Here is a 17,183-nt window from a genome sequence, read left to right as displayed (position 1 = left end):
GCCGAAAGGAAGAAAGCACATGTCGTCCTCAACCGGGACCTCACTGCCCGCCGTCCGCACGCTCCGGGGCACACCACCGCTGCTGGAGGTCGACGCGGGCCTCGATGCGGCCGACTGGGCCGCCGGGCACCGCGACGCCCTGCGCGGCGCCGTCGCCGAGCACGGCTCCGTCCTGGTCCGCGGCCTGGAGCTGCGCGACCCGGGCACCACGGGCACCGTCTTCCGGCGGCTGGCCGGCGGCCTGATGGCCGACCGCGAGTCCTTCGCACCCCGGCGCGCCTACGCCGACGGTGTCTACTCGTCGTCGAAGTGGCCGCCGAACCAGCAGATGTGCATGCACCACGAGCTGAGTTACGCGCTCGAGTTCCCCGCTCTGATGATGTTCGCCTGCCTGGTGGCGCCCGCCGGGGGCGGGGCGACCGCGGTAGCCGACGCCGAGGCCGTGCTCGCCGCGCTCCCGGCCGGACTGACCGGTCGGTTCGAACGGGAGGGCTGGCTGCTCACCCGCACCTACAACGACGAGATCGGGGCGTCGGTCGCCGAGGCGTTCGGCACGGACGACCGCGCCGCCGTCGAACGGTACTGCCGCGCCAACGCCATCGAGTTCGCCTGGCAGCCGGACGGCGGCCTGCGCACCCGGCAGCGCCGCGGCGCGGTGGTCCGCCACCCGGTGACCGGCAGGCGCTGCTGGTTCAACCAGATCGCGTTCCTCAACGAGTGGACGATGGACCCCGAGGTGCACGAGTACCTGGTCGACGTCTACGGCGCCGACGGGCTGCCGTTCAACACCCGCTTCGGCGGCGGCGACCCCATCGGCGAGGACGTGGTCCGGCAGATCAACGAGGTGTACGAGGCGCACACCGTGCGCGAGCCGTGGCAGGCGGGCGACCTGCTGCTCGTCGACAACGTGCGCACCGCGCACAGCAGGGAGCCCTTCGAGGGGCCCCGGGAGGTGCTGGCCGCGCTCGCCGACCCGGTCCGCCTGGCCGACTGCTCGCCGACCGGGGAGGGGACCGCCCGATGAACACACCCAAGGTGCCGCCCTTCTCGGTGATCCCCGGCGCCCAGGTGCAGCAGGCGCTGCACGGGCGCGAGCGGGAGATCGTGGAGCTGGTGGAGACGGCCTACCGGCTGCACGGCGCCGGTGACTCGGTGAACCCGCCCTCGTACTTCCTGCGGTTCCCGGACCGGCCGTCCTCCCGGATCATCGCGCTGCCCGCCTCGATCGGCGGCGAGCTGCGGGTCGACGGCCTGAAGTGGGTCTCCAGCTTCCCGGAGAACACCGCGTCCGGGATCCCGCGGGCCTCGGCCGTGCTGATCCTCAACGACCACGACACGGGCTATCCGTTCGCCTGTCTGGAGGCGTCGATCATCAACGCCGCCAGGACGGCGGCGTCCGCCGCGCTGGCCGCGGACCGGCTCAGCCGCGGGCGGCAGCGCCCGAAACGGGTCGGTTTCATCGGGACGGGCCTGATCGCCCGCTACATCCACACCTATCTGTCGGCGACCGGGTGGTCGTTCGACGAGACCGGTGTGCACGACCTGTCCGCCGGGAGCGCCGCCGGTTTCCGGGGCTATCTGGAGCGGGCGGGCGCGGGCGGCAAGATCACCGTCCATGACCGGGCCGAGGACCTGGTCCGCTCCAGCGACCTGCTGGTCTTCGCGACCGTGGCGGCGAAGCCGCACATCCACGACCCGTCGTGGTTCGCGCACCACCCGCTGGTCCTGCACGTGTCACTGCGCGATCTCGCGCCGGAGGTGCTGCTCGCGTCGGCCAACATCGTCGACGACGTCGAGCACTGCCTCAAGGCCGAGACCTCGCCGCACCTGGCCGAACGGCTCACCGGGAGCCGGGACTTCCTGGACGGCACGCTCGACGACGTGCTGAGCGGACGGCTGACCGTACCGGCGGACCGGACGCTGGTGTTCTCGCCCTTCGGTCTCGGGGTGCTGGACCTGGCGGTCGGCAGGTTTGTCCACGACGAAGTGGCCGCGCGCGGCGAGCTCCGCGCCGTCGACGGCTTCTTCCACGAGCTGCGCCGGCACGGATGACCCGCCGGGTCCGTGCCACACAAGAGGGGGACACCATGCCAGTCATTTCCGCACCACTGGAGTACAACGAGGAGGAGCTCTACGTCGACCTGCGTGCGGCGTTGCAGCTTCCCCTCTACCTGAAGTGCGAGGGGTTCAACTTCGCGGGGTCGATCAAGCTGAAGGCCGCCACCGAGATGGTGGAGGCCGCCGAACGCGAGGGCCGGCTGCGGCCCGGCTCCGTCCTGGTCGAGTCCTCGTCCGGGAACCTGGGCGTGGCGCTCAGCGTGCTGGCGGCCAGCAAGGGCTACCGGTTCCTGTGCGTCACCGACTCCCGCTGCAACCTGCCGACCCGGCGGCTGATGGAGACCCTGGGGGCCCGGGTGCACGTCATCGACCAGCCGGACGCGGCCGGCGGTTTCCTGGGCGCCCGGATCTCGTACGTGCGCGCGCTGTGCGCCTCCGACGACCGGTACGTGTGGCTCAACCAGTACGCCAACCACGGCAACTGGCGGGCGCACTACCGCAGGACCGCGCCGGCCATCGCCCGCCGGTTCCCCGACCTCGACGTGCTCTTCGTCGGGGCGGGCACCACCGGCACCCTGATGGGCTGCGCGCGCTGGTTCTGGCAGTGGAACCGCCGGGTGCGGGTCGTCGCCGTGGACAGCGTCGGCTCGGTCACCTTCGGCGGGGCGCCGGGCCCGCGGATGATTCCGGGCCTCGGCACCAGTGTCCGCCCCGAACTGCTCGACGAGTCCTACGTGGACGACGTGGTGCATGTCGACGAGACGGACACCGTCCGCGTCTGCCGGCGGCTGGCCGCCCGCGGCTTCCTGTTCGGCGGCTCCACCGGCACGGTGGTCAGCGGCGCCGCGCAGTGGCTGGCCCGGCACGACCGGCGGCGGCGACTGACCTCGGTGGCGATCGCCCCCGACCTCGGCGAGCGCTACCTCGACACCGTCTACCGCAACAACTGGCTGGAAGACCTGCACGGCGACGACGTCCTTGCCCCCGACGAGCTGGCGGCCTTCTCCAAGTCGGCCTGAGCGGCCGCACCACCACGGCGGACCACGCCGGCCGGGGGGCCGGCGGTGGCCCGCCGGGCACGTGGACCCGACGGCCACCGGCACCGGGAAGGACCGGCCCCCGGTGCTGTGGCCGGCGATCTGGTGAGCACCGCCGTACCGGGGGGTAGGTTCGCAGACATGGCAGCCAGCACCCACACCGTGACCAATCAGGCTCCGCCTCTGGTGGACTACGACGTCTTCAGCGCCGACCGGGTCCTCGTGGCGGCGGTCGAACGGCATCTCGATCCCGGCCTGCTCGACGAGGCCCGCGAGGACCTGTCCGGCTTCGGCCGCTCGGCGGGCTCCGCGCAGGTGCAGGAGTGGGGGGCGCTGGCCAACGAGAACCCGCCGAAGCTGCGCACCCACGACCGCTACGGCAACCGGATCGACGAGGTCGACTTCCATCCGTCCTGGCACCGGCTGCTCGGCAAGGGCGTCTCGGCCGGGCTGACCTCGGCCTGGGGGCGGCCCGGCGGTCACGTCCGGCGGGCGGCCGGCTTCCTGGTCTGGACGCAGGCCGAGGCGGGCAACGGCTGTCCGCTGTCCATGACCCACGCCGCGGTGCCCGCGCTGCGCACCGACCCGGCACTGGCCGCCGAGTGGGAGCCGCGGCTGACCTCCGTCCTCTACGACCAGGGGCTGCGGCCCGCCGCGGAGAAGGCCGGCGTGCTCTTCGGGATGGGCATGACGGAGAAGCAGGGCGGCAGCGACGTCCGCGCCAACACCACGACCGCGCGGCCGCTCGCCGAGGACGGCACGTACGAGCTGACCGGCCACAAGTGGTTCTGCTCGGCGCCGATGTCGGACGGCTTCCTGGTCCTGGCCCAGGCCCCGGACGGGCTGACCTGCTTCCTCGTGCCGCGCGTCCTGGCCGACGGCACCCGCAACGTGTTCCGCATCCAGCGCCTCAAGGACAAGCTGGGCAACCGGTCGAACGCCTCGAGCGAGGTCGAGTTCGACGGGACCTGGGCGCGCCGGGTCGGCGAGGAGGGGCGCGGGGTGCGCACCATCATCGGGATGGTGGCGGCGACCCGGCTCGACTGCGTGCTCGGCTCCGCCGCGCTGATGCGGCAGGCGGTCGCGCAGGCCGTCCACCACAGCGCCCACCGGCAGGCGTTCGGCGGCCTCCTGATCGACAAGCCGCTGATGCGCAACGTCCTCGCGGACCTGGCTCTTGAGTCGGAGGCGGCGACGACGCTGGCGATGCGCCTGGCCGCCGCGTACGACGACGGCGGCGAGCAGGAGCGGGCGCTGCTGCGGCTCGCGGTGCCGGCCGCCAAGTACTGGGTGACCAAGCGGTGCACGCCGGTGGCGGCCGAGGCCCTCGAATGCCTCGGCGGCAACGGGTACGTGGAGGAGTCGGGGCTGCCCCGGCTGCTGCGCGAGTCGCCGCTCAACTCGATCTGGGAGGGCGCGGGCAACGTACAGGCGCTGGACGTGCTGCGCGCCCTCCAGCGCGAGCCCGGCGCCCTCGACGCGTATCTGCGTGAGGTCGGGCAGGCCAGGGGCGCCGACCACCGGCTGGACGCGGCGATCAAGAACCTGCTGGCCGAACTCGCCGATCTGGACGGCATCGAGGGCCGGGCCCGGCGGCTCGTCGAGCGCCTCGCCCTGGTGCTCCAGGGGTCGCTGCTGGTGCGGTACGCGCCGCCGGAGGTCGCGGACGCGTTCTGCGGCTCGCGGCTCGGCGGCGACTGGGGCACGGCCTTCGGCACCCTGCCGCACAGCCTGGACCTGGCCTCGGTGGTGGAGCGGGCACGGCCGGTGGGCTGAGCGTCCGTGCCGACGGGCCGGGCGTCCGTGCCGACGGGCCGGGCGTCCGTGCCGGTGGTCCGAGTGTTCGCGCCGGTGGGACGAGTGTTCGCGCCGGTGATCCGAGCGTCCCTGTCCGGGTCGGCGGTGACGCGGGCACGGCCGGTGAACCGGGTGCCGCGCGGGGGTGGTGCTGCGCCGACACGGCACCACCCCCGCTGGCCGGCCCCGTGCTGAGAGCGCGTACGCCGCACGGGCGGCGTGGCTCAAGTCTCAGTCACACACCAGCGGTACGCCAGTGCCGCAAGGGTTGCAACGTTGTAACCGGTCCGCCGACCGGGAACGGACCGCACCGTTCCGGCCACGGCGGAACCAACCCCGGCCTGCCGGTCCGCCGCCCGTCCGACGCCCGTCCGACGGCCGTCCGGGGGCGTCGGCCATTGTCCGCGCCAGGGCGTCCGGCGTCCGGGATCCCGCCGGATTCCCGGGTCTTCGACCGGGCCGCCTGATTACTGCCGTAGCATCCCTCTCACAGGCCACCCCGCCCGCTCCTCGCTCAAGGACCGGCTCAAGAGGAGCAGTTGGCCTTCCTCGGGAGGACTCATGAAGCAGCGTGGCAGGCACCGCCGCAGGAGGAGAGGCCAGGCGCTGCGCGCCACCCTGGCCGGAACGGCACTGGCGCTGACCGCGGCCGCCACCCTGATCAGCACCTCGCAGGCGACCGGCAGCGGCGACCCGGGCGGCCTGACGCCGCTCACCTCCGCCGCGGAGACCGGCAAGCTCCAGTTGCGCGAGCACCGGGTCGCCGATCAGACGCTGTCCACGCTCACCAGCCGGATGGGCGGGAACGTCGGGGTCGACGGCGTGCTGCGCAGCGCCAACCACCCGATGCGGAACAAGTCCGACTGCTCCGGCACCGAACAGGCGGCCCTGCCGGTCAAGCCCGCCGCCAGCCGCGCCTACTGCTGGGACAGCGGCGACGCCACGACCCAGAAGTGGCTGCCGCAGTCCGTCACCACCTCCGGCGACGCCGACGACGACGGAAAGTGGGGCGCCGACCGGGTCATCCTGTCCGGCTGGACGCACAACGACCACAAGGCGGGCGAGCCCGCCGAGGACCAGGGCCTGGCCCGGGTCGCCTTCATCGACGCGAACGACCCGGACGACCTGAAGTACCGCTGGGTCCTGCTCGTCGCCCCGCTGAGCGGCGGCACCGACTTCGGCGCCGTGCGCTCCCACATCGGGGGCATGGTCTGGTACCAGGACAAGCTGATCGTCACCGCGAAGAACGGGGCCGACCACGACAACGCCCTGTTCGTCTTCGACATGCACCGCATCCTCCAGGCGAACGTGAACAGCACGGCGGTCGGCGCGGTCGACGGCGGCTTCTCCGCCCACGGCTACCAGTACGTGCTGCCCGCCATCGGCTCGTACAGCCTGACCGGCGGCGCCTGCACGGCGAGCAGCGACGACAAGGTGCCGTGCTTCGCGTCCGTCTCCCTGGACCGCACCTCGACGCCGGACAGCCTGGTCGCCAACGAGTGGTTCAGCTCCGGCGGCACCCAGCCGGCCCGCATCTGGCGCTACTCGTACAGCACGGAGAGCGACCGCACCGGGCTGCTCGCCCTGGGCTCCGGCGACCTCGTGAACGCGAAGGAGGCGTACGAGACCGAGGCGGTCGGCATCCAGGGCGTCCTCTCGCACCGGCCGAGCGGCGCGGACCGGGCCGACTGGTACCTGGGCCAGGCACCGGGCACCCGGGGCCGGCACGGGACGCTGTGGCGGCAGAACGTGGACGGTGCCTCGGCGGCGACCTGTACGGCCGACCAGTCCACCGCCTGCTGGGGGCAGCACACCGAGTCGCTGTCGTACTGGCAGGAGACGGGTGAGGTGTGGAGCCTCACGGAGTGGGCGGCGAACGGGGACAATGCGTGGGAGCCGGAGGCGATCGCGGAGCGCGTGCTTTTTGCGGTGCCGCTGGCTGACGTTACGGGGTCCCTGGACTGAACGGGGTCTCGACCAAGGGGGCGGGGCGTTCTCGGGTGTGTCGGCTGCGGAGCCGTCGTGGCTTGTCGCGCAGTTCCCCGCGCCCCTGAAATCTCGCCCCGGCCTGCGTCTTCTCGCACAGGCGTGCTTCCCTTTCCCCCATGAGCAGCAGCATCGCCGTGACGACCTGGTCACTGGAACAGACTTCCCCGGCCGATCTGCGGGTCGCCGCCGCACCCGATGGAGACATCCGGATCGTGCGCGCCGAAGTGCCCTCGCCCGAGTTCAGCCGTTTTCTGTACGCCTCCGTGGGTGGAGACATCCGGTGGACGGATCGGCTGGGGTGGACGTACGCCGAGTGGCGGGAGGTGCTCGGGCGGCCGGGGGCGGAGACCTGGGTCGCCTACGACCGGGGGACGCCCGCCGGGTACGTCGAGCTTCAGGCGCAGGACGGCGGGGCCGTGGAGATCGTCTACTTCGGGCTGCTCCCCGCCTTCCGCGGCCGGCGCATCGGCGGCCACCTGCTGTCGTACGGGGCCGCGCGGGCCTGGGACCTGGCGGAGCGGTGGCCGGGGCTGGCGCCGACCGAGCGGGTGTGGCTGCATACGTGCAGCAAGGACGGCGAGCACGCGATGGACAACTATCTGCGCCGTGGCTTCACCGTCTTCGACACCAAGGTCGAGGACGAGCCGGAGGTGGCGACGCCCGGCCCCTGGCCCGGGGCCCGCATAGGCTGACCTGCGACGAAACCTCCGGTCACGCGATCGTGTGAGCAACGACACCCTTGTCTCGCCGTACGAGACACGGGTGTCCACATGATGGATGATGGTGGACTCTCCCGGAATCCACGTGACACGCTTCCGTCATGTCTGGAACTGGAATTGCCTTGGTGAGTCGGCGACACGTCGATCTCTGCCGCATGTCCAGCGCCATCTGTCCGGCGAGCTGAACAGCCCAGCACCGCCGAGATTCTCCCGTACCGACCTCGCGCAATGACGCGCCCGTGCTTTTCGCATGCATTCGCGCGCGCAGGTCAGAGCCGCTTCCTGCCTGTCCCGTAGTCCCGAAGGACGTATCAGCCATGGCCGCCACCCCGCAGAATCCCGCCGCGCCCCGCCGCAAGGTGAGCCGTCACCGCGGCGAGGGGCAGTGGGCCGTTGGTCACCACACTCCGCTCAACGGCAACGAACAGTTCAAGAAGGACGACGACGGTCTCAATGTGCGGACACGCATTGAGACGATCTACGCCAAGCGCGGTTTCGACTCGATCGACCCCAACGACCTGCGCGGCCGGATGCGCTGGTGGGGCCTGTACACCCAGCGCAAGCCCGGGATCGACGGCGGCAAGACCGCGATCCTGGAGCCGGAGGAGCTGGACGACCGGTACTTCATGCTGCGCGTGCGCGTCGACGGCGGCCGGCTGACCGTCGCGCAGCTGCGCGCCATCGGCGAGGTGTCCCAGGAGTACGCGCGCGGCACCGCGGACATCACCGACCGGCAGAACATCCAGCTCCACTGGATCCGCATCGAGGACGTGCCGGCGATCTGGGAGAAGCTGGAGGGCGTCGGCCTCTCCACGACCGAGGCGTGCGGCGACTGCCCGCGCGTCATCATCGGCTCCCCCGTCGCGGGCATCGCCGCGGACGAGATCATCGACGGCAGCCCGGCCGTGGACGAGATCCACGAGCGCTACATCGGCAGCAAGGAGTTCTCCAACCTGCCGCGCAAGTTCAAGACGGCCGTCTCGGGCTCCCCCGTGCAGGACGTCGTCCACGAGATCAACGACGTGGCCTTCGTCGGCGTGGTCCACCCCGAGCACGGCCCCGGCTTCGACCTCTGGGTCGGCGGCGGACTGTCCACCAACCCCAAGCTGGCCCAGCGACTGGGCGCCTGGGTGCCGCTGGACGAGGTCGCGGACGTGTGGGCGGGTGTCGTCGGCATCTTCCGCGACTACGGCTACCGGCGGCTGCGCAACCGGGCCCGGCTGAAGTTCCTGATGGCCGACTGGGGTCCGGAGAAGTTCCGCCAGGTCCTGGAGGACGAGTACCTGAAGCGGAAGATGGTCGACGGTCCGGCGCCGGCCGAGCCCTCCTCCAAGTGGCGCGACCACGTCGGCGTGCACCCGCAGCAGGACGGCAGGTACTACGTGGGCTTCGCCCCGCGCGTCGGCCGGGTCGACGGCACCACCCTGACGAAGATCGCGGAGCTGGCCGCCGCGCACGGCTCCGACCGGCTCAACACCACCGTCGAGCAGAAGATGATCATCCTCGACGTGGCGCAGGACCAGGTCGACTCGCTGGTGGCGGGCCTGGAGGCGCTGGACTTCCAGGTGAACCCGTCGCCGTTCCGGCGGGGCACCCTGGCCTGCACGGGCATCGAGTTCTGCAAGCTCGCCATCGTCGAGACCAAGGCGCGCGGCGCCCTGCTCATCGACGAACTGGAGCGCCGTATGCCGGAGTTCACCGAGCCGGTCAGCATCAACATCAACGGCTGCCCGAACGCCTGTGCCCGTATCCAGACCGCGGACATCGGTCTCAAGGGCCAGCTCGTCCTGGACGACGACGGCAACCAGGTCGAGGGCTACCAGGTGCACCTGGGCGGCGCGCTCGGCCTGGAGGCCGGTTTCGGCCGCAAGGTCCGTGGCCTGAAGGTCACTTCCGAGGAACTTCCCGACTACATCGAGCGCGTCCTGAAGCGCTTCGTGGCCGAGCGCGAGGCCGACGAGCGGTTCGCCGCCTGGGCCACCCGGGCCTCCGAGGAGGCGTTGTCGTGAGCGAGCGCGCGGCGCCCTTCTACTGCCCCTACTGCGGGGACGAGGACCTGCGCCCCGGCGAAGCCGGCCACGGCGCCTGGGAATGCGCGGCATGCAATCGAGCCTTCCAGTTGAAGTTCCTGGGGCTGCTCACCCGGGGACTTCAGCGCAACGACGTTGGAGGGGACGAGATATGACGACCACGACCGTGCGTGACGAGCGCACCGGCGAGGGCCTGCGGGACCTCGCCGAGCAGGCCGGGCGCGACCTGGAGGACGCCACCGCCCTGGAGATCCTCCAGTGGGCCGCGGCCACCTTCGGCAAGAAGTTCTGTGTGACCTCCTCCATGGAGGACGCCGTGGTGGCGCACCTCGCCTCCCGCGCGCTCCCCGGAGTCGACGTCGTCTTCCTGGACACCGGCTACCACTTCCCGGAGACCATCGGCACCCGCGACGCGGTGGAGGCCGTGATGGACGTCAACGTCATCACGCTCACCCCGCGGCAGACGGTGGCCGAGCAGGACGCCGAGTACGGCCCGAAGCTGCACGACCGCGACCCCGACCTGTGCTGCAAGCTGCGCAAGGTCCAGCCGCTGGAGCGGGGCCTGACCGCGTACGACGCGTGGGCGACCGGACTGCGCCGCGACGAGTCCCCGACCCGGGCGAACACCCCGGTGGTCGGCTGGGACGAGAAGCGCCGCAAGGTCAAGATCTCGCCGATCGCCCGCTGGACGCAGGACGACGTGGACGCGTACGTGGCGGAGCACGGAGTGCTCACCAACCCGCTGCTGATGGACGGCTACCCGTCCGTGGGCTGCGCGCCCTGCACCCGGCGGGTCCTGGAGGGCGAGGACGCCCGGTCCGGCCGCTGGGCCGGGCTCGGCAAGACCGAATGCGGGCTGCACGCATGACCACGACGACCACCCCCACGACCGATCAAGACCCGCGGGAGAAGCAAGTGACGACCGGGGCCACCATCTGGCTCACGGGTCTGCCGAGCGCCGGCAAGACCACGATCGCGTACGAGCTGGCAGGCCGGCTGCGCGAGGAGGGCCACCTCGTCGAGGTGCTCGACGGCGACGAGATCCGCGAGTTCCTCTCCTCCGGCCTCGGTTTCTCCCGCGAGGACCGCAACACCAACGTGCAGCGCATCGGCTTCCTCGCCGACCTGCTCGCCCGCAACGGCGTCAAGGCGCTGGTCCCGGTGATCGCGCCGTACGCCGACAGCCGCGAGGCGGTCCGCAAGCGCCACCAGGCGAGCGGAGCGGCGTACCTCGAAGTGCATGTCGCCACCCCCGTCGAGGTGTGCAGCGAGCGTGACGTGAAGGGGCTGTACGCCAAGCAGGCGGCGGGCGAGATCTCCGGGCTCACCGGGGTCGACGACCCGTACGAGGCACCCGAGTCGCCCGATCTGCGTATCGAGTCGCACACCCAGACCGTGCGGGAGTCCGCGGCCGCGCTGCATACGCTGCTCACCGAAAGGGGCCTGGCATGACGAGCGCCGTCACCGTCTCCGAGGAGACCGACAGCCCGTACGCCCTGTCGCATCTGGATGCGCTGGAGTCCGAGGCGGTGCACATCTTCCGCGAGGTGGCGGGCGAGTTCGAACGGCCGGTGATCCTCTTCTCCGGCGGCAAGGACTCCATCGTCATGCTCCACCTCGCCTTGAAGGCGTTCGCGCCCGCGCCGGTACCGTTCTCGCTGCTGCACGTGGACACCGGACACAACTTCCCCGAGGTCCTGGACTACCGCGACCGTGTGGTCACCGCCCACGGGCTGCGCCTCCATGTGGCCTCCGTCCAGGACTACATCGACCGCGGTGTGCTCCGCGAACGCCCCGACGGCACCCGCAACCCCCTCCAGACCCTCCCCCTCACCGAGAGAATCCAGGCCGAACGCTTCGACGCCGTCTTCGGCGGCGGACGGCGCGACGAGGAAAAGGCCCGCGCCAAGGAACGCGTCTTCTCCCTGCGCGACGAGTTCTCCCAGTGGGACCCGCGCCGCCAGCGGCCCGAGCTGTGGCAGCTCTACAACGGCCGCCACGCCCCCGGCGAACACGTCCGCGTCTTCCCCCTGTCCAACTGGACCGAACTCGACGTCTGGCAGTACATCGCCCGCGAACACATCGACCTGCCCGGCATCTACTTCGCCCACGAACGCGAAGTCTTCAACCGGAACGGCATGTGGCTGACCGCCGGCGACTGGGGCGGCCCCAAGGACGGCGAGACCGTCGAAAAGCGCCAGGTCCGCTACCGCACCGTGGGCGACATGTCCTGCACCGGCGCCGTCGACTCCGACGCCACCACCCTGGACGCCGTCATCGCCGAGATCGCCGCCTCCCGCCTCACCGAACGCGGCGCCACCCGCGCCGACGACAAGATGAGCGAGGCCGCGATGGAAGACCGCAAGCGCGAGGGGTACTTCTAACCATGACCAGCACCACCGAACCCACCGAGCCGCTGTCGGTCGAGCAGCTCTCCGCGACCACCCTGCTGCGGTTCGCCACCGCGGGATCCGTCGACGACGGCAAGTCCACCCTCGTCGGCCGCCTCCTGCACGACTCCAAGTCGGTCCTCGCCGACCAGCTCGAAGCCGTCGAGCGCGCCTCCGCCAGCCGCGGCCAGGAAGCCCCCGACCTGGCCCTGCTCACCGACGGCCTGCGCGCCGAACGCGAACAGGGCATCACCATCGACGTCGCGTACAGGTACTTCGCCACGCCCCGGCGCCGGTTCATCCTCGCCGACACCCCCGGCCACGTGCAGTACACCCGCAACATGGTCACCGGCGCCTCCACCGCCGACCTCGCCGTCGTCCTCGTCGACGCCCGCAACGGCGTCATCGAGCAGACCCGCAGGCACGCCGCCGTCGCCGCCCTCCTCCGCGTCCCGCACGTCGTCCTCGCCGTCAACAAGATGGACCTCGTCGAGTACAAGGAGTCCGTCTTCGCGGCGATCGCCGAGGAGTTCACGGCGTACGCGTCCGAGCTGGGCGTCCCCGAGATCACCGCGATCCCGATCTCGGCGCTGGCCGGGGACAACGTGGTGGAGCCGTCCGCGAACATGGACTGGTACGGCGGCCCCACCGTCCTGGAGCACCTGGAGACCGTCCCGGTCAGCCACGACCTGGCGCACTGCCACGCCCGGCTGCCCGTGCAGTACGTGATCCGCCCGCAGACCGCCGAGCACCCCGACTACCGCGGCTACGCGGGCCAGATCGCGGCCGGCACGTTCCGCGTCGGCGAGTCCGTGACCGTGCTGCCGTCCGGGCGCACCACGCGGCTCGCCGGGATCGACCTGCTCGGCACCCCGGTGAACGTCGCCTGGACGCCGCAGTCGGTGACGCTGCTGCTCGAGGACGACATCGACATCTCGCGCGGCGATCTGATCGTGCCGAGCACGGACGCGCCGGCGACCACCCAGGACGTCGACGCGACCGTGTGCCACGTGGCCGACCAGCCGCTGACCGTCGGCCACCGGGTACTGCTCAAGCACGGCACCCGTACGGTCAAGGCGATCGTCAAGGACATCCCGTCCCGGCTGACCCTGGACGACCTGTCGCTGCACCCGCACCCGGGGCAGCTCGTCGCCAACGACATCGGCCGCGTCAAGATCCGTACCGCCGAGCCGCTGCCGCTCGACGCGTACGCCGACTCCCGGCGCACCGGATCGTTCATTCTCATCGACCCCTCCGACGGCACCACGCTCACCGCGGGCATGGTCGGCGAGTCCTTCGCCGCGCCCGAGCCGGTCAAGGACGAGGCGGACGACGACGGGTGGGACTTCTGACATGTCCCCCACCGACTACTTCTCCACGTTCGCCAAGGAGGGCGGCCGGGTCGGCAGCGGCGCCCTCGGTAGCGGGCAGGGCGGGGTCGGGCGATGTGCGTGAAGACGTACGCGCACCGCTTGCGCGCCCACGCCCCCCACCGCCGTGAACGAAGACCTGCCGACCTCCCGGCCACGACCTGAGAGACCGTGACCGCCGGGCCGACGAGGGGACTGCCTCCCGTGCCTGCCAAAACCGCCCTCCGCCGCACTCTCGCGGTGATAGCCGCCCTGCCGCTCCTGACCCTCGCCGCCTGCGGGTACGGCTCACAGGCGAAGGACGACGACAGCGCCAAGGTCGCCGCCGGAGCGAAGAAGACCGACGGGCTCGACTCCGTCAAGATCGGTTACTTCGGCAATCTGACCCACGCCACCGCGCTGGTCGGCAACCAGAAGGGCTTCTTCCAGAAGGAGCTGGGCGCCACCAAGGCGAAGTACGCGACGTTCAACGCGGGTCCGTCCGAGATCGAGGCGCTGAACTCCGGCTCCATCGACATCGGCTGGATCGGCCCCTCGCCGTCGATCAACGGCTACACCAAGTCCCAGGGCAAGAGCCTGAAGATCATCGGTGGTTCGGCCTCCGGCGGCGTGAAGCTCGTGGTCAACCCGGAGAAGATCAAGTCCCTGAAGGACGTCAAGGGCAAGAAGATCGCCACCCCGCAGCTCGGCAACACCCAGGACGTGGCGTTCCTCAACTGGATCGCCGAGCAGGGCTGGAAGGTCGACGCGCAGAGCGGCAAGGGCGACGTCACGGTGGTCCGCAGCGACAACAAGGTCACCCCGGACGCCTACAAGGCGGGCTCGCTGGACGGCGCCTGGGTGCCGGAGCCGACCGCGTCGAAGCTGGTCGCCGAGGGCGCGAAGGTACTGCTCGACGAGGCCGACCTGTGGCCGGACAAGAAGTTCGTGATCACGAACATCATCGTGTCGCAGAAGTTCCTCAAGGAGCACCCGAAGGCCGTCGAGGCGGTGCTGAAGGCGTCCGTCGAGACCAACAAGTGGATCAACGCCAATCCGGACGACGCAAAGGCCGCGGCGAACAAGCAGCTGGAGATCGACTCCGGCAAGGCGCTGCCGGACGACGTCCTGGACCCGGCGTGGGAGTCGATCAGGATCCTGGACGACCCGCTGGCCGCCACCCTCGACACCGAGGCGGAGCACGCGGTCAAGGCGGGTCTGCTGGAGAAGCCCGACCTCGACGGCATCTACGACCTCACCCTCCTGAACAAGGTCCTCAAGGCCGCGGGTGAGTCCACGGTCGACGACGCCGGTCTCGGCGCGACCTCGTAAGGACGGATCCCGATGAGTTCCCAGGAGGTGACGACCATGGCCACCACTCTCGCCAAGGCTGCCGACGGCACCGGCACGGCCGGCCACGCCGCCCGGATCGAGCACGTCTCCAAGTCGTATCCGGGCCCCGCCGGGCAGCAGCTCGTCCTGGACGACATCACTCTCGATGTCGCGCCCGGCGAGTTCGTCACCCTCCTGGGGGCCTCGGGCTGCGGCAAGTCGACGCTGCTGAACCTGGTGGCCGGGCTCGACGAGCCCACCGCCGGCACGATCACGACGGACGGCCGCCCGGCCCTGATGTTCCAGGAGCACGCGCTCTTCCCCTGGCTGACCGCGGGCAAGAACATCGAGCTCGCGCTGAAGCTGCGCGGCGTCGCCAAGTCCGAGCGGCGCACGAAGGCGGAGGAACTGCTCGAACTCGTCCGGCTTCAGGGCGCGTACGGCAAGCGGGTGCACGAGCTGTCGGGCGGGATGCGCCAGCGCGTCGCGATGGCTCGGGCGCTCGCGCAGGAGAGCCCGCTGCTGCTGATGGACGAGCCGTTCGCGGCGCTCGACGCGATCACCCGGGACGTGCTGCACGACGAGCTGACCCGGATCTGGCGCGAGACGCGGGTGTCCGTCCTGTTCGTCACGCACAACGTGCGCGAGGCCGTCCGGCTCGCCGAGCGCGTGGTGCTGCTGTCCTCCCGTCCGGGACGGGTCGCGCGTCAGTGGGAGGTCGGCATCCCGCATCCGCGCCGGATCGAGGACAGCGCCGTGGCGGAGCTGTCCGTCGAGATCACCGAAGAACTGCGGGGAGAGATCCGTCGTCATGGCCAGCACTGAGACCACGGCCGTCACCAAGGACGGCGCAGCCAGGGACGGCGGCGATCTCGCCGGGCTCGAAGCGGGCCTGGACGCGCTGGAGACCGTCCAGCAGGGCCGCAGGCCCTTCCGGCAGACCTTCAGGGAGAAGATCCTGCCGCCCGTCACCGCCGTCGTGCTGGTGCTCGTGGTGTGGCAGGCGCTCGTCTCGTTCAAGATCGTCGACGATCCGACCAAGCTGCCCGCACCGGCCGACGTGTGGCACGTCGTCCAGGACGCCTGGCTCCAGGGCAATCTGCTCGGCTACATCTGGACCAGCGTCTCGCGCGGCCTACTCGGCTTCTTCTTCGCCCTGCTGATCGGCACGCCGCTGGGTCTGCTGGTGGCGCGGGTGAAGTTCGTCCGGGCGGCCATCGGCCCGATCCTGTCCGGGCTACAGTCGCTGCCGTCGGTGGCCTGGGTGCCGCCGGCCGTGATCTGGCTGGGCCTGAACAACAAGATGATGTTCGCGGTGATCCTGCTGGGTGCCGTGCCGTCCATCGCCAACGGCCTGGTGTCGGGCGTCGACCAGGTGCCGCCGCTGTTCCTGCGGGCGGGCCGCACGCTGGGCGCCACGGGCCTCAAGGGCACCTGGCACATCGTGTTGCCGGCCGCGCTGCCCGGCTACGTGGCGGGTCTGAAGCAGGGCTGGGCGTTCGCCTGGCGCTCGCTGATGGCGGCGGAGATCATCGCGTCCTTCCCCGATCTCGGGGTCGGCCTCGGCCAGTTGCTGGAGAACGGCCGCAACGCCAGCGACATGGCCATGGTCTTCGAGGCGATCCTGCTCATCCTGATCGTCGGTATCGCCATCGACCTGCTGATCTTCAGCCCGCTGGAGCGATGGGTGCTGCGCAGCCGCGGTCTCCTCGTCAAGAGCTGAGTGAAGAGCTGAATCCCATGTCCCGACCGGTGCTTCTCGTCATCGCCCACGGCAGCCGCGACCCGCGGCACGCCGCGACGGTGCACGCCCTCGTACGGCGACTGCGGTCGCTGCGCCCCGGGCTGCGCGTGGAGACCGGCTTCCTGGACTTCAACATCCCGTCGGTGCACGGGGTCCTGGAGTCCCTGGCGGCGGAGGGCGTACGGGACGTGGTGGCGCTGCCGCTGCTGCTGACCCGCGCCTTCCACGCCAAGTCGGACATCCCGGCGGTGCTGCGGGACGCGCCGTCCCGGCTGCGGATCCGCCAGGCGGCGGTGCTCGGCCCGTCACCGCTGCTGACGGCCGCGCTCGAACGCCGGCTGTACGAGGCGGGGCTCGGCCCCGCCGACAAGCCCTCGACCGGGGTCGTACTGGCCTCGGCGGGGTCCTCCGACCCGGAGGCGATCGCAGTGATCGCTGATATCGCGCGGGAGTGGCGGCACACCGGTTGGTGCGCCGTGCGGCCTGCGTTCGCCTCCGCATCCCTGCCGCGCACCGAGGACGCCGTGCGCGAGCTGCGCGCCCTCGGCTGCGCGAGGGTGGCGGTCGCCCCGTACGTCCTCGCGCCCGGCTTCCTGCCGGACCGGATCGCCCGCGGCGCCGCCGGGGCCGACGTCCTCGCGGACGTCCTCGGCCCCTGCCCGGAGGTCGCCGAGCTGCTGCTGCTCCGCTACGACGAGGCGCGCAGGCCGGCGCTGGCGGCGGTGGGCGCGTAGCACC

General features: G+C 71.3%; 17 protein-coding genes. All 17 read left to right on the top strand.

What is annotated here, in order from left to right; genetic code table 11:
- Window positions 1–19: 19 nt before the first annotated feature.
- Window positions 20–1,024: a TauD/TfdA family dioxygenase gene (locus ACFV6E_RS11395; protein ID WP_385166889.1), complete on the top strand. Its 1,005-nt coding sequence runs from the start codon at window positions 20–22 to the stop codon at window positions 1,022–1,024.
- Window positions 1,021–2,052: a 2,3-diaminopropionate biosynthesis protein SbnB gene (gene sbnB / locus ACFV6E_RS11390; protein WP_385166887.1), complete on the top strand. Its 1,032-nt coding sequence runs from the start codon at window positions 1,021–1,023 to the stop codon at window positions 2,050–2,052. The genes ACFV6E_RS11395 and sbnB overlap by 4 nt, the downstream gene beginning before the upstream one ends.
- A gap of 35 nt (window positions 2,053–2,087) precedes the next feature.
- A complete protein-coding gene (sbnA, locus tag ACFV6E_RS11385) occupies window positions 2,088–3,077 on the top strand; it encodes a 2,3-diaminopropionate biosynthesis protein SbnA (protein WP_385166886.1) in 990 nt (329 codons plus the stop codon).
- A 159-nt stretch (window positions 3,078–3,236) separates the two neighbouring features.
- Window positions 3,237–4,871, top strand: coding sequence for an acyl-CoA dehydrogenase family protein (locus ACFV6E_RS11380; protein WP_385460703.1), 1,635 nt, complete (start codon window positions 3,237–3,239; stop codon window positions 4,869–4,871).
- A 582-nt stretch (window positions 4,872–5,453) separates the two neighbouring features.
- Window positions 5,454–6,857: a hypothetical protein gene (locus tag ACFV6E_RS11375; protein WP_385460700.1), complete on the top strand. Its 1,404-nt coding sequence runs from the start codon at window positions 5,454–5,456 to the stop codon at window positions 6,855–6,857.
- Window positions 6,858–6,997: 140 nt separating this feature from the next.
- On the top strand, window positions 6,998–7,573 hold the full coding sequence (locus tag ACFV6E_RS11370; protein WP_385166882.1) for a GNAT family N-acetyltransferase: 576 nt from the start codon (window positions 6,998–7,000) through the stop codon (window positions 7,571–7,573).
- Window positions 7,574–7,701: 128 nt separating this feature from the next.
- A complete protein-coding gene (locus ACFV6E_RS11365) occupies window positions 7,702–7,785 on the top strand; it encodes a putative leader peptide (RefSeq protein WP_316944184.1) in 84 nt (27 codons plus the stop codon).
- A 132-nt stretch (window positions 7,786–7,917) separates the two neighbouring features.
- Window positions 7,918–9,609, top strand: coding sequence for a nitrite/sulfite reductase (locus ACFV6E_RS11360; protein WP_385166880.1), 1,692 nt, complete (start codon window positions 7,918–7,920; stop codon window positions 9,607–9,609).
- Window positions 9,606–9,785, top strand: a complete 180-nt coding sequence (locus ACFV6E_RS11355; protein WP_385166879.1) for a hypothetical protein — start codon at window positions 9,606–9,608, stop codon at window positions 9,783–9,785. The genes ACFV6E_RS11360 and ACFV6E_RS11355 overlap by 4 nt, the downstream gene beginning before the upstream one ends.
- Complete coding sequence (locus ACFV6E_RS11350) at window positions 9,782–10,498, top strand: phosphoadenylyl-sulfate reductase (RefSeq protein ID WP_385166877.1); 717 nt, start codon at window positions 9,782–9,784, stop codon at window positions 10,496–10,498. The genes ACFV6E_RS11355 and ACFV6E_RS11350 overlap by 4 nt, the downstream gene beginning before the upstream one ends.
- Complete coding sequence (gene cysC, locus ACFV6E_RS11345; RefSeq protein WP_385166875.1) at window positions 10,495–11,082, top strand: adenylyl-sulfate kinase; 588 nt, start codon at window positions 10,495–10,497, stop codon at window positions 11,080–11,082. Before ACFV6E_RS11350 ends, cysC begins: the two co-directional genes overlap by 4 nt.
- Complete coding sequence (gene cysD / locus ACFV6E_RS11340) at window positions 11,079–12,014, top strand: sulfate adenylyltransferase subunit CysD (protein WP_385460697.1); 936 nt, start codon at window positions 11,079–11,081, stop codon at window positions 12,012–12,014. The genes cysC and cysD overlap by 4 nt, the downstream gene beginning before the upstream one ends.
- Window positions 12,015–12,016: 2 nt before the next feature.
- Window positions 12,017–13,372 carry a sulfate adenylyltransferase subunit 1 gene (locus ACFV6E_RS11335; RefSeq protein WP_385460694.1) on the top strand — a complete coding sequence of 452 codons (1,356 nt, stop codon included), beginning with the start codon at window positions 12,017–12,019 and terminating at the stop codon, window positions 13,370–13,372.
- A 222-nt stretch (window positions 13,373–13,594) separates the two neighbouring features.
- The gene (locus ACFV6E_RS11330) at window positions 13,595–14,701 is read left to right on the top strand and encodes an aliphatic sulfonate ABC transporter substrate-binding protein (protein ID WP_385161584.1); all 1,107 of its coding nucleotides are present in this window, start codon (window positions 13,595–13,597) and stop codon (window positions 14,699–14,701) included.
- A 36-nt stretch (window positions 14,702–14,737) separates the two neighbouring features.
- Complete coding sequence (locus tag ACFV6E_RS11325; protein ID WP_385161590.1) at window positions 14,738–15,526, top strand: ABC transporter ATP-binding protein; 789 nt, start codon at window positions 14,738–14,740, stop codon at window positions 15,524–15,526.
- Window positions 15,513–16,424: an ABC transporter permease gene (locus ACFV6E_RS11320; protein ID WP_385460691.1), complete on the top strand. Its 912-nt coding sequence runs from the start codon at window positions 15,513–15,515 to the stop codon at window positions 16,422–16,424. Before ACFV6E_RS11325 ends, ACFV6E_RS11320 begins: the two co-directional genes overlap by 14 nt.
- 17 nt (window positions 16,425–16,441) lie before the next feature.
- Window positions 16,442–17,179, top strand: coding sequence for a sirohydrochlorin chelatase (locus ACFV6E_RS11315; protein ID WP_385161580.1), 738 nt, complete (start codon window positions 16,442–16,444; stop codon window positions 17,177–17,179).
- Window positions 17,180–17,183: the final 4 nt, after the last annotated feature.

The sequence above is a fragment of the Streptomyces sp. NPDC059785 genome (assembly GCF_042732375.1).
In the GTDB taxonomy this organism is placed as follows: Bacteria; Actinomycetota; Actinomycetes; order Streptomycetales; family Streptomycetaceae; genus Streptomyces.
Note: the sequence above shows the minus strand (reverse complement) of the source record. Positions and strands in the feature narration are given on the sequence as shown.

Excerpts from the sequence above, each read along its gene's own strand:
- ACFV6E_RS11395 (WP_385166889.1), top strand. The coding sequence starts at position 20 with ATGTCGTCCTCAACCGGGACCTCACTGCCCGCCGTCCGCACGCTCCGG.
- sbnB (WP_385166887.1), top strand. The coding sequence starts at position 1,021 with ATGAACACACCCAAGGTGCCGCCCTTCTCGGTGATCCCCGGCGCCCAG.
- sbnA (WP_385166886.1), top strand. The coding sequence starts at position 2,088 with ATGCCAGTCATTTCCGCACCACTGGAGTACAACGAGGAGGAGCTCTAC.
- ACFV6E_RS11380 (WP_385460703.1), top strand. The coding sequence starts at position 3,237 with ATGGCAGCCAGCACCCACACCGTGACCAATCAGGCTCCGCCTCTGGTG.
- ACFV6E_RS11375 (WP_385460700.1), top strand. The coding sequence starts at position 5,454 with ATGAAGCAGCGTGGCAGGCACCGCCGCAGGAGGAGAGGCCAGGCGCTG.
- ACFV6E_RS11370 (WP_385166882.1), top strand. The coding sequence starts at position 6,998 with ATGAGCAGCAGCATCGCCGTGACGACCTGGTCACTGGAACAGACTTCC.
- ACFV6E_RS11365 (WP_316944184.1), top strand. The coding sequence starts at position 7,702 with ATGTCTGGAACTGGAATTGCCTTGGTGAGTCGGCGACACGTCGATCTC.
- ACFV6E_RS11360 (WP_385166880.1), top strand. The coding sequence starts at position 7,918 with ATGGCCGCCACCCCGCAGAATCCCGCCGCGCCCCGCCGCAAGGTGAGC.
- ACFV6E_RS11350 (WP_385166877.1), top strand. The coding sequence starts at position 9,782 with ATGACGACCACGACCGTGCGTGACGAGCGCACCGGCGAGGGCCTGCGG.
- cysC (WP_385166875.1), top strand. The coding sequence starts at position 10,495 with ATGACCACGACGACCACCCCCACGACCGATCAAGACCCGCGGGAGAAG.
- cysD (WP_385460697.1), top strand. The coding sequence starts at position 11,079 with ATGACGAGCGCCGTCACCGTCTCCGAGGAGACCGACAGCCCGTACGCC.
- ACFV6E_RS11335 (WP_385460694.1), top strand. The coding sequence starts at position 12,017 with ATGACCAGCACCACCGAACCCACCGAGCCGCTGTCGGTCGAGCAGCTC.
- ACFV6E_RS11325 (WP_385161590.1), top strand. The coding sequence starts at position 14,738 with ATGGCCACCACTCTCGCCAAGGCTGCCGACGGCACCGGCACGGCCGGC.
- ACFV6E_RS11320 (WP_385460691.1), top strand. The coding sequence starts at position 15,513 with ATGGCCAGCACTGAGACCACGGCCGTCACCAAGGACGGCGCAGCCAGG.
- ACFV6E_RS11315 (WP_385161580.1), top strand. The coding sequence starts at position 16,442 with ATGTCCCGACCGGTGCTTCTCGTCATCGCCCACGGCAGCCGCGACCCG.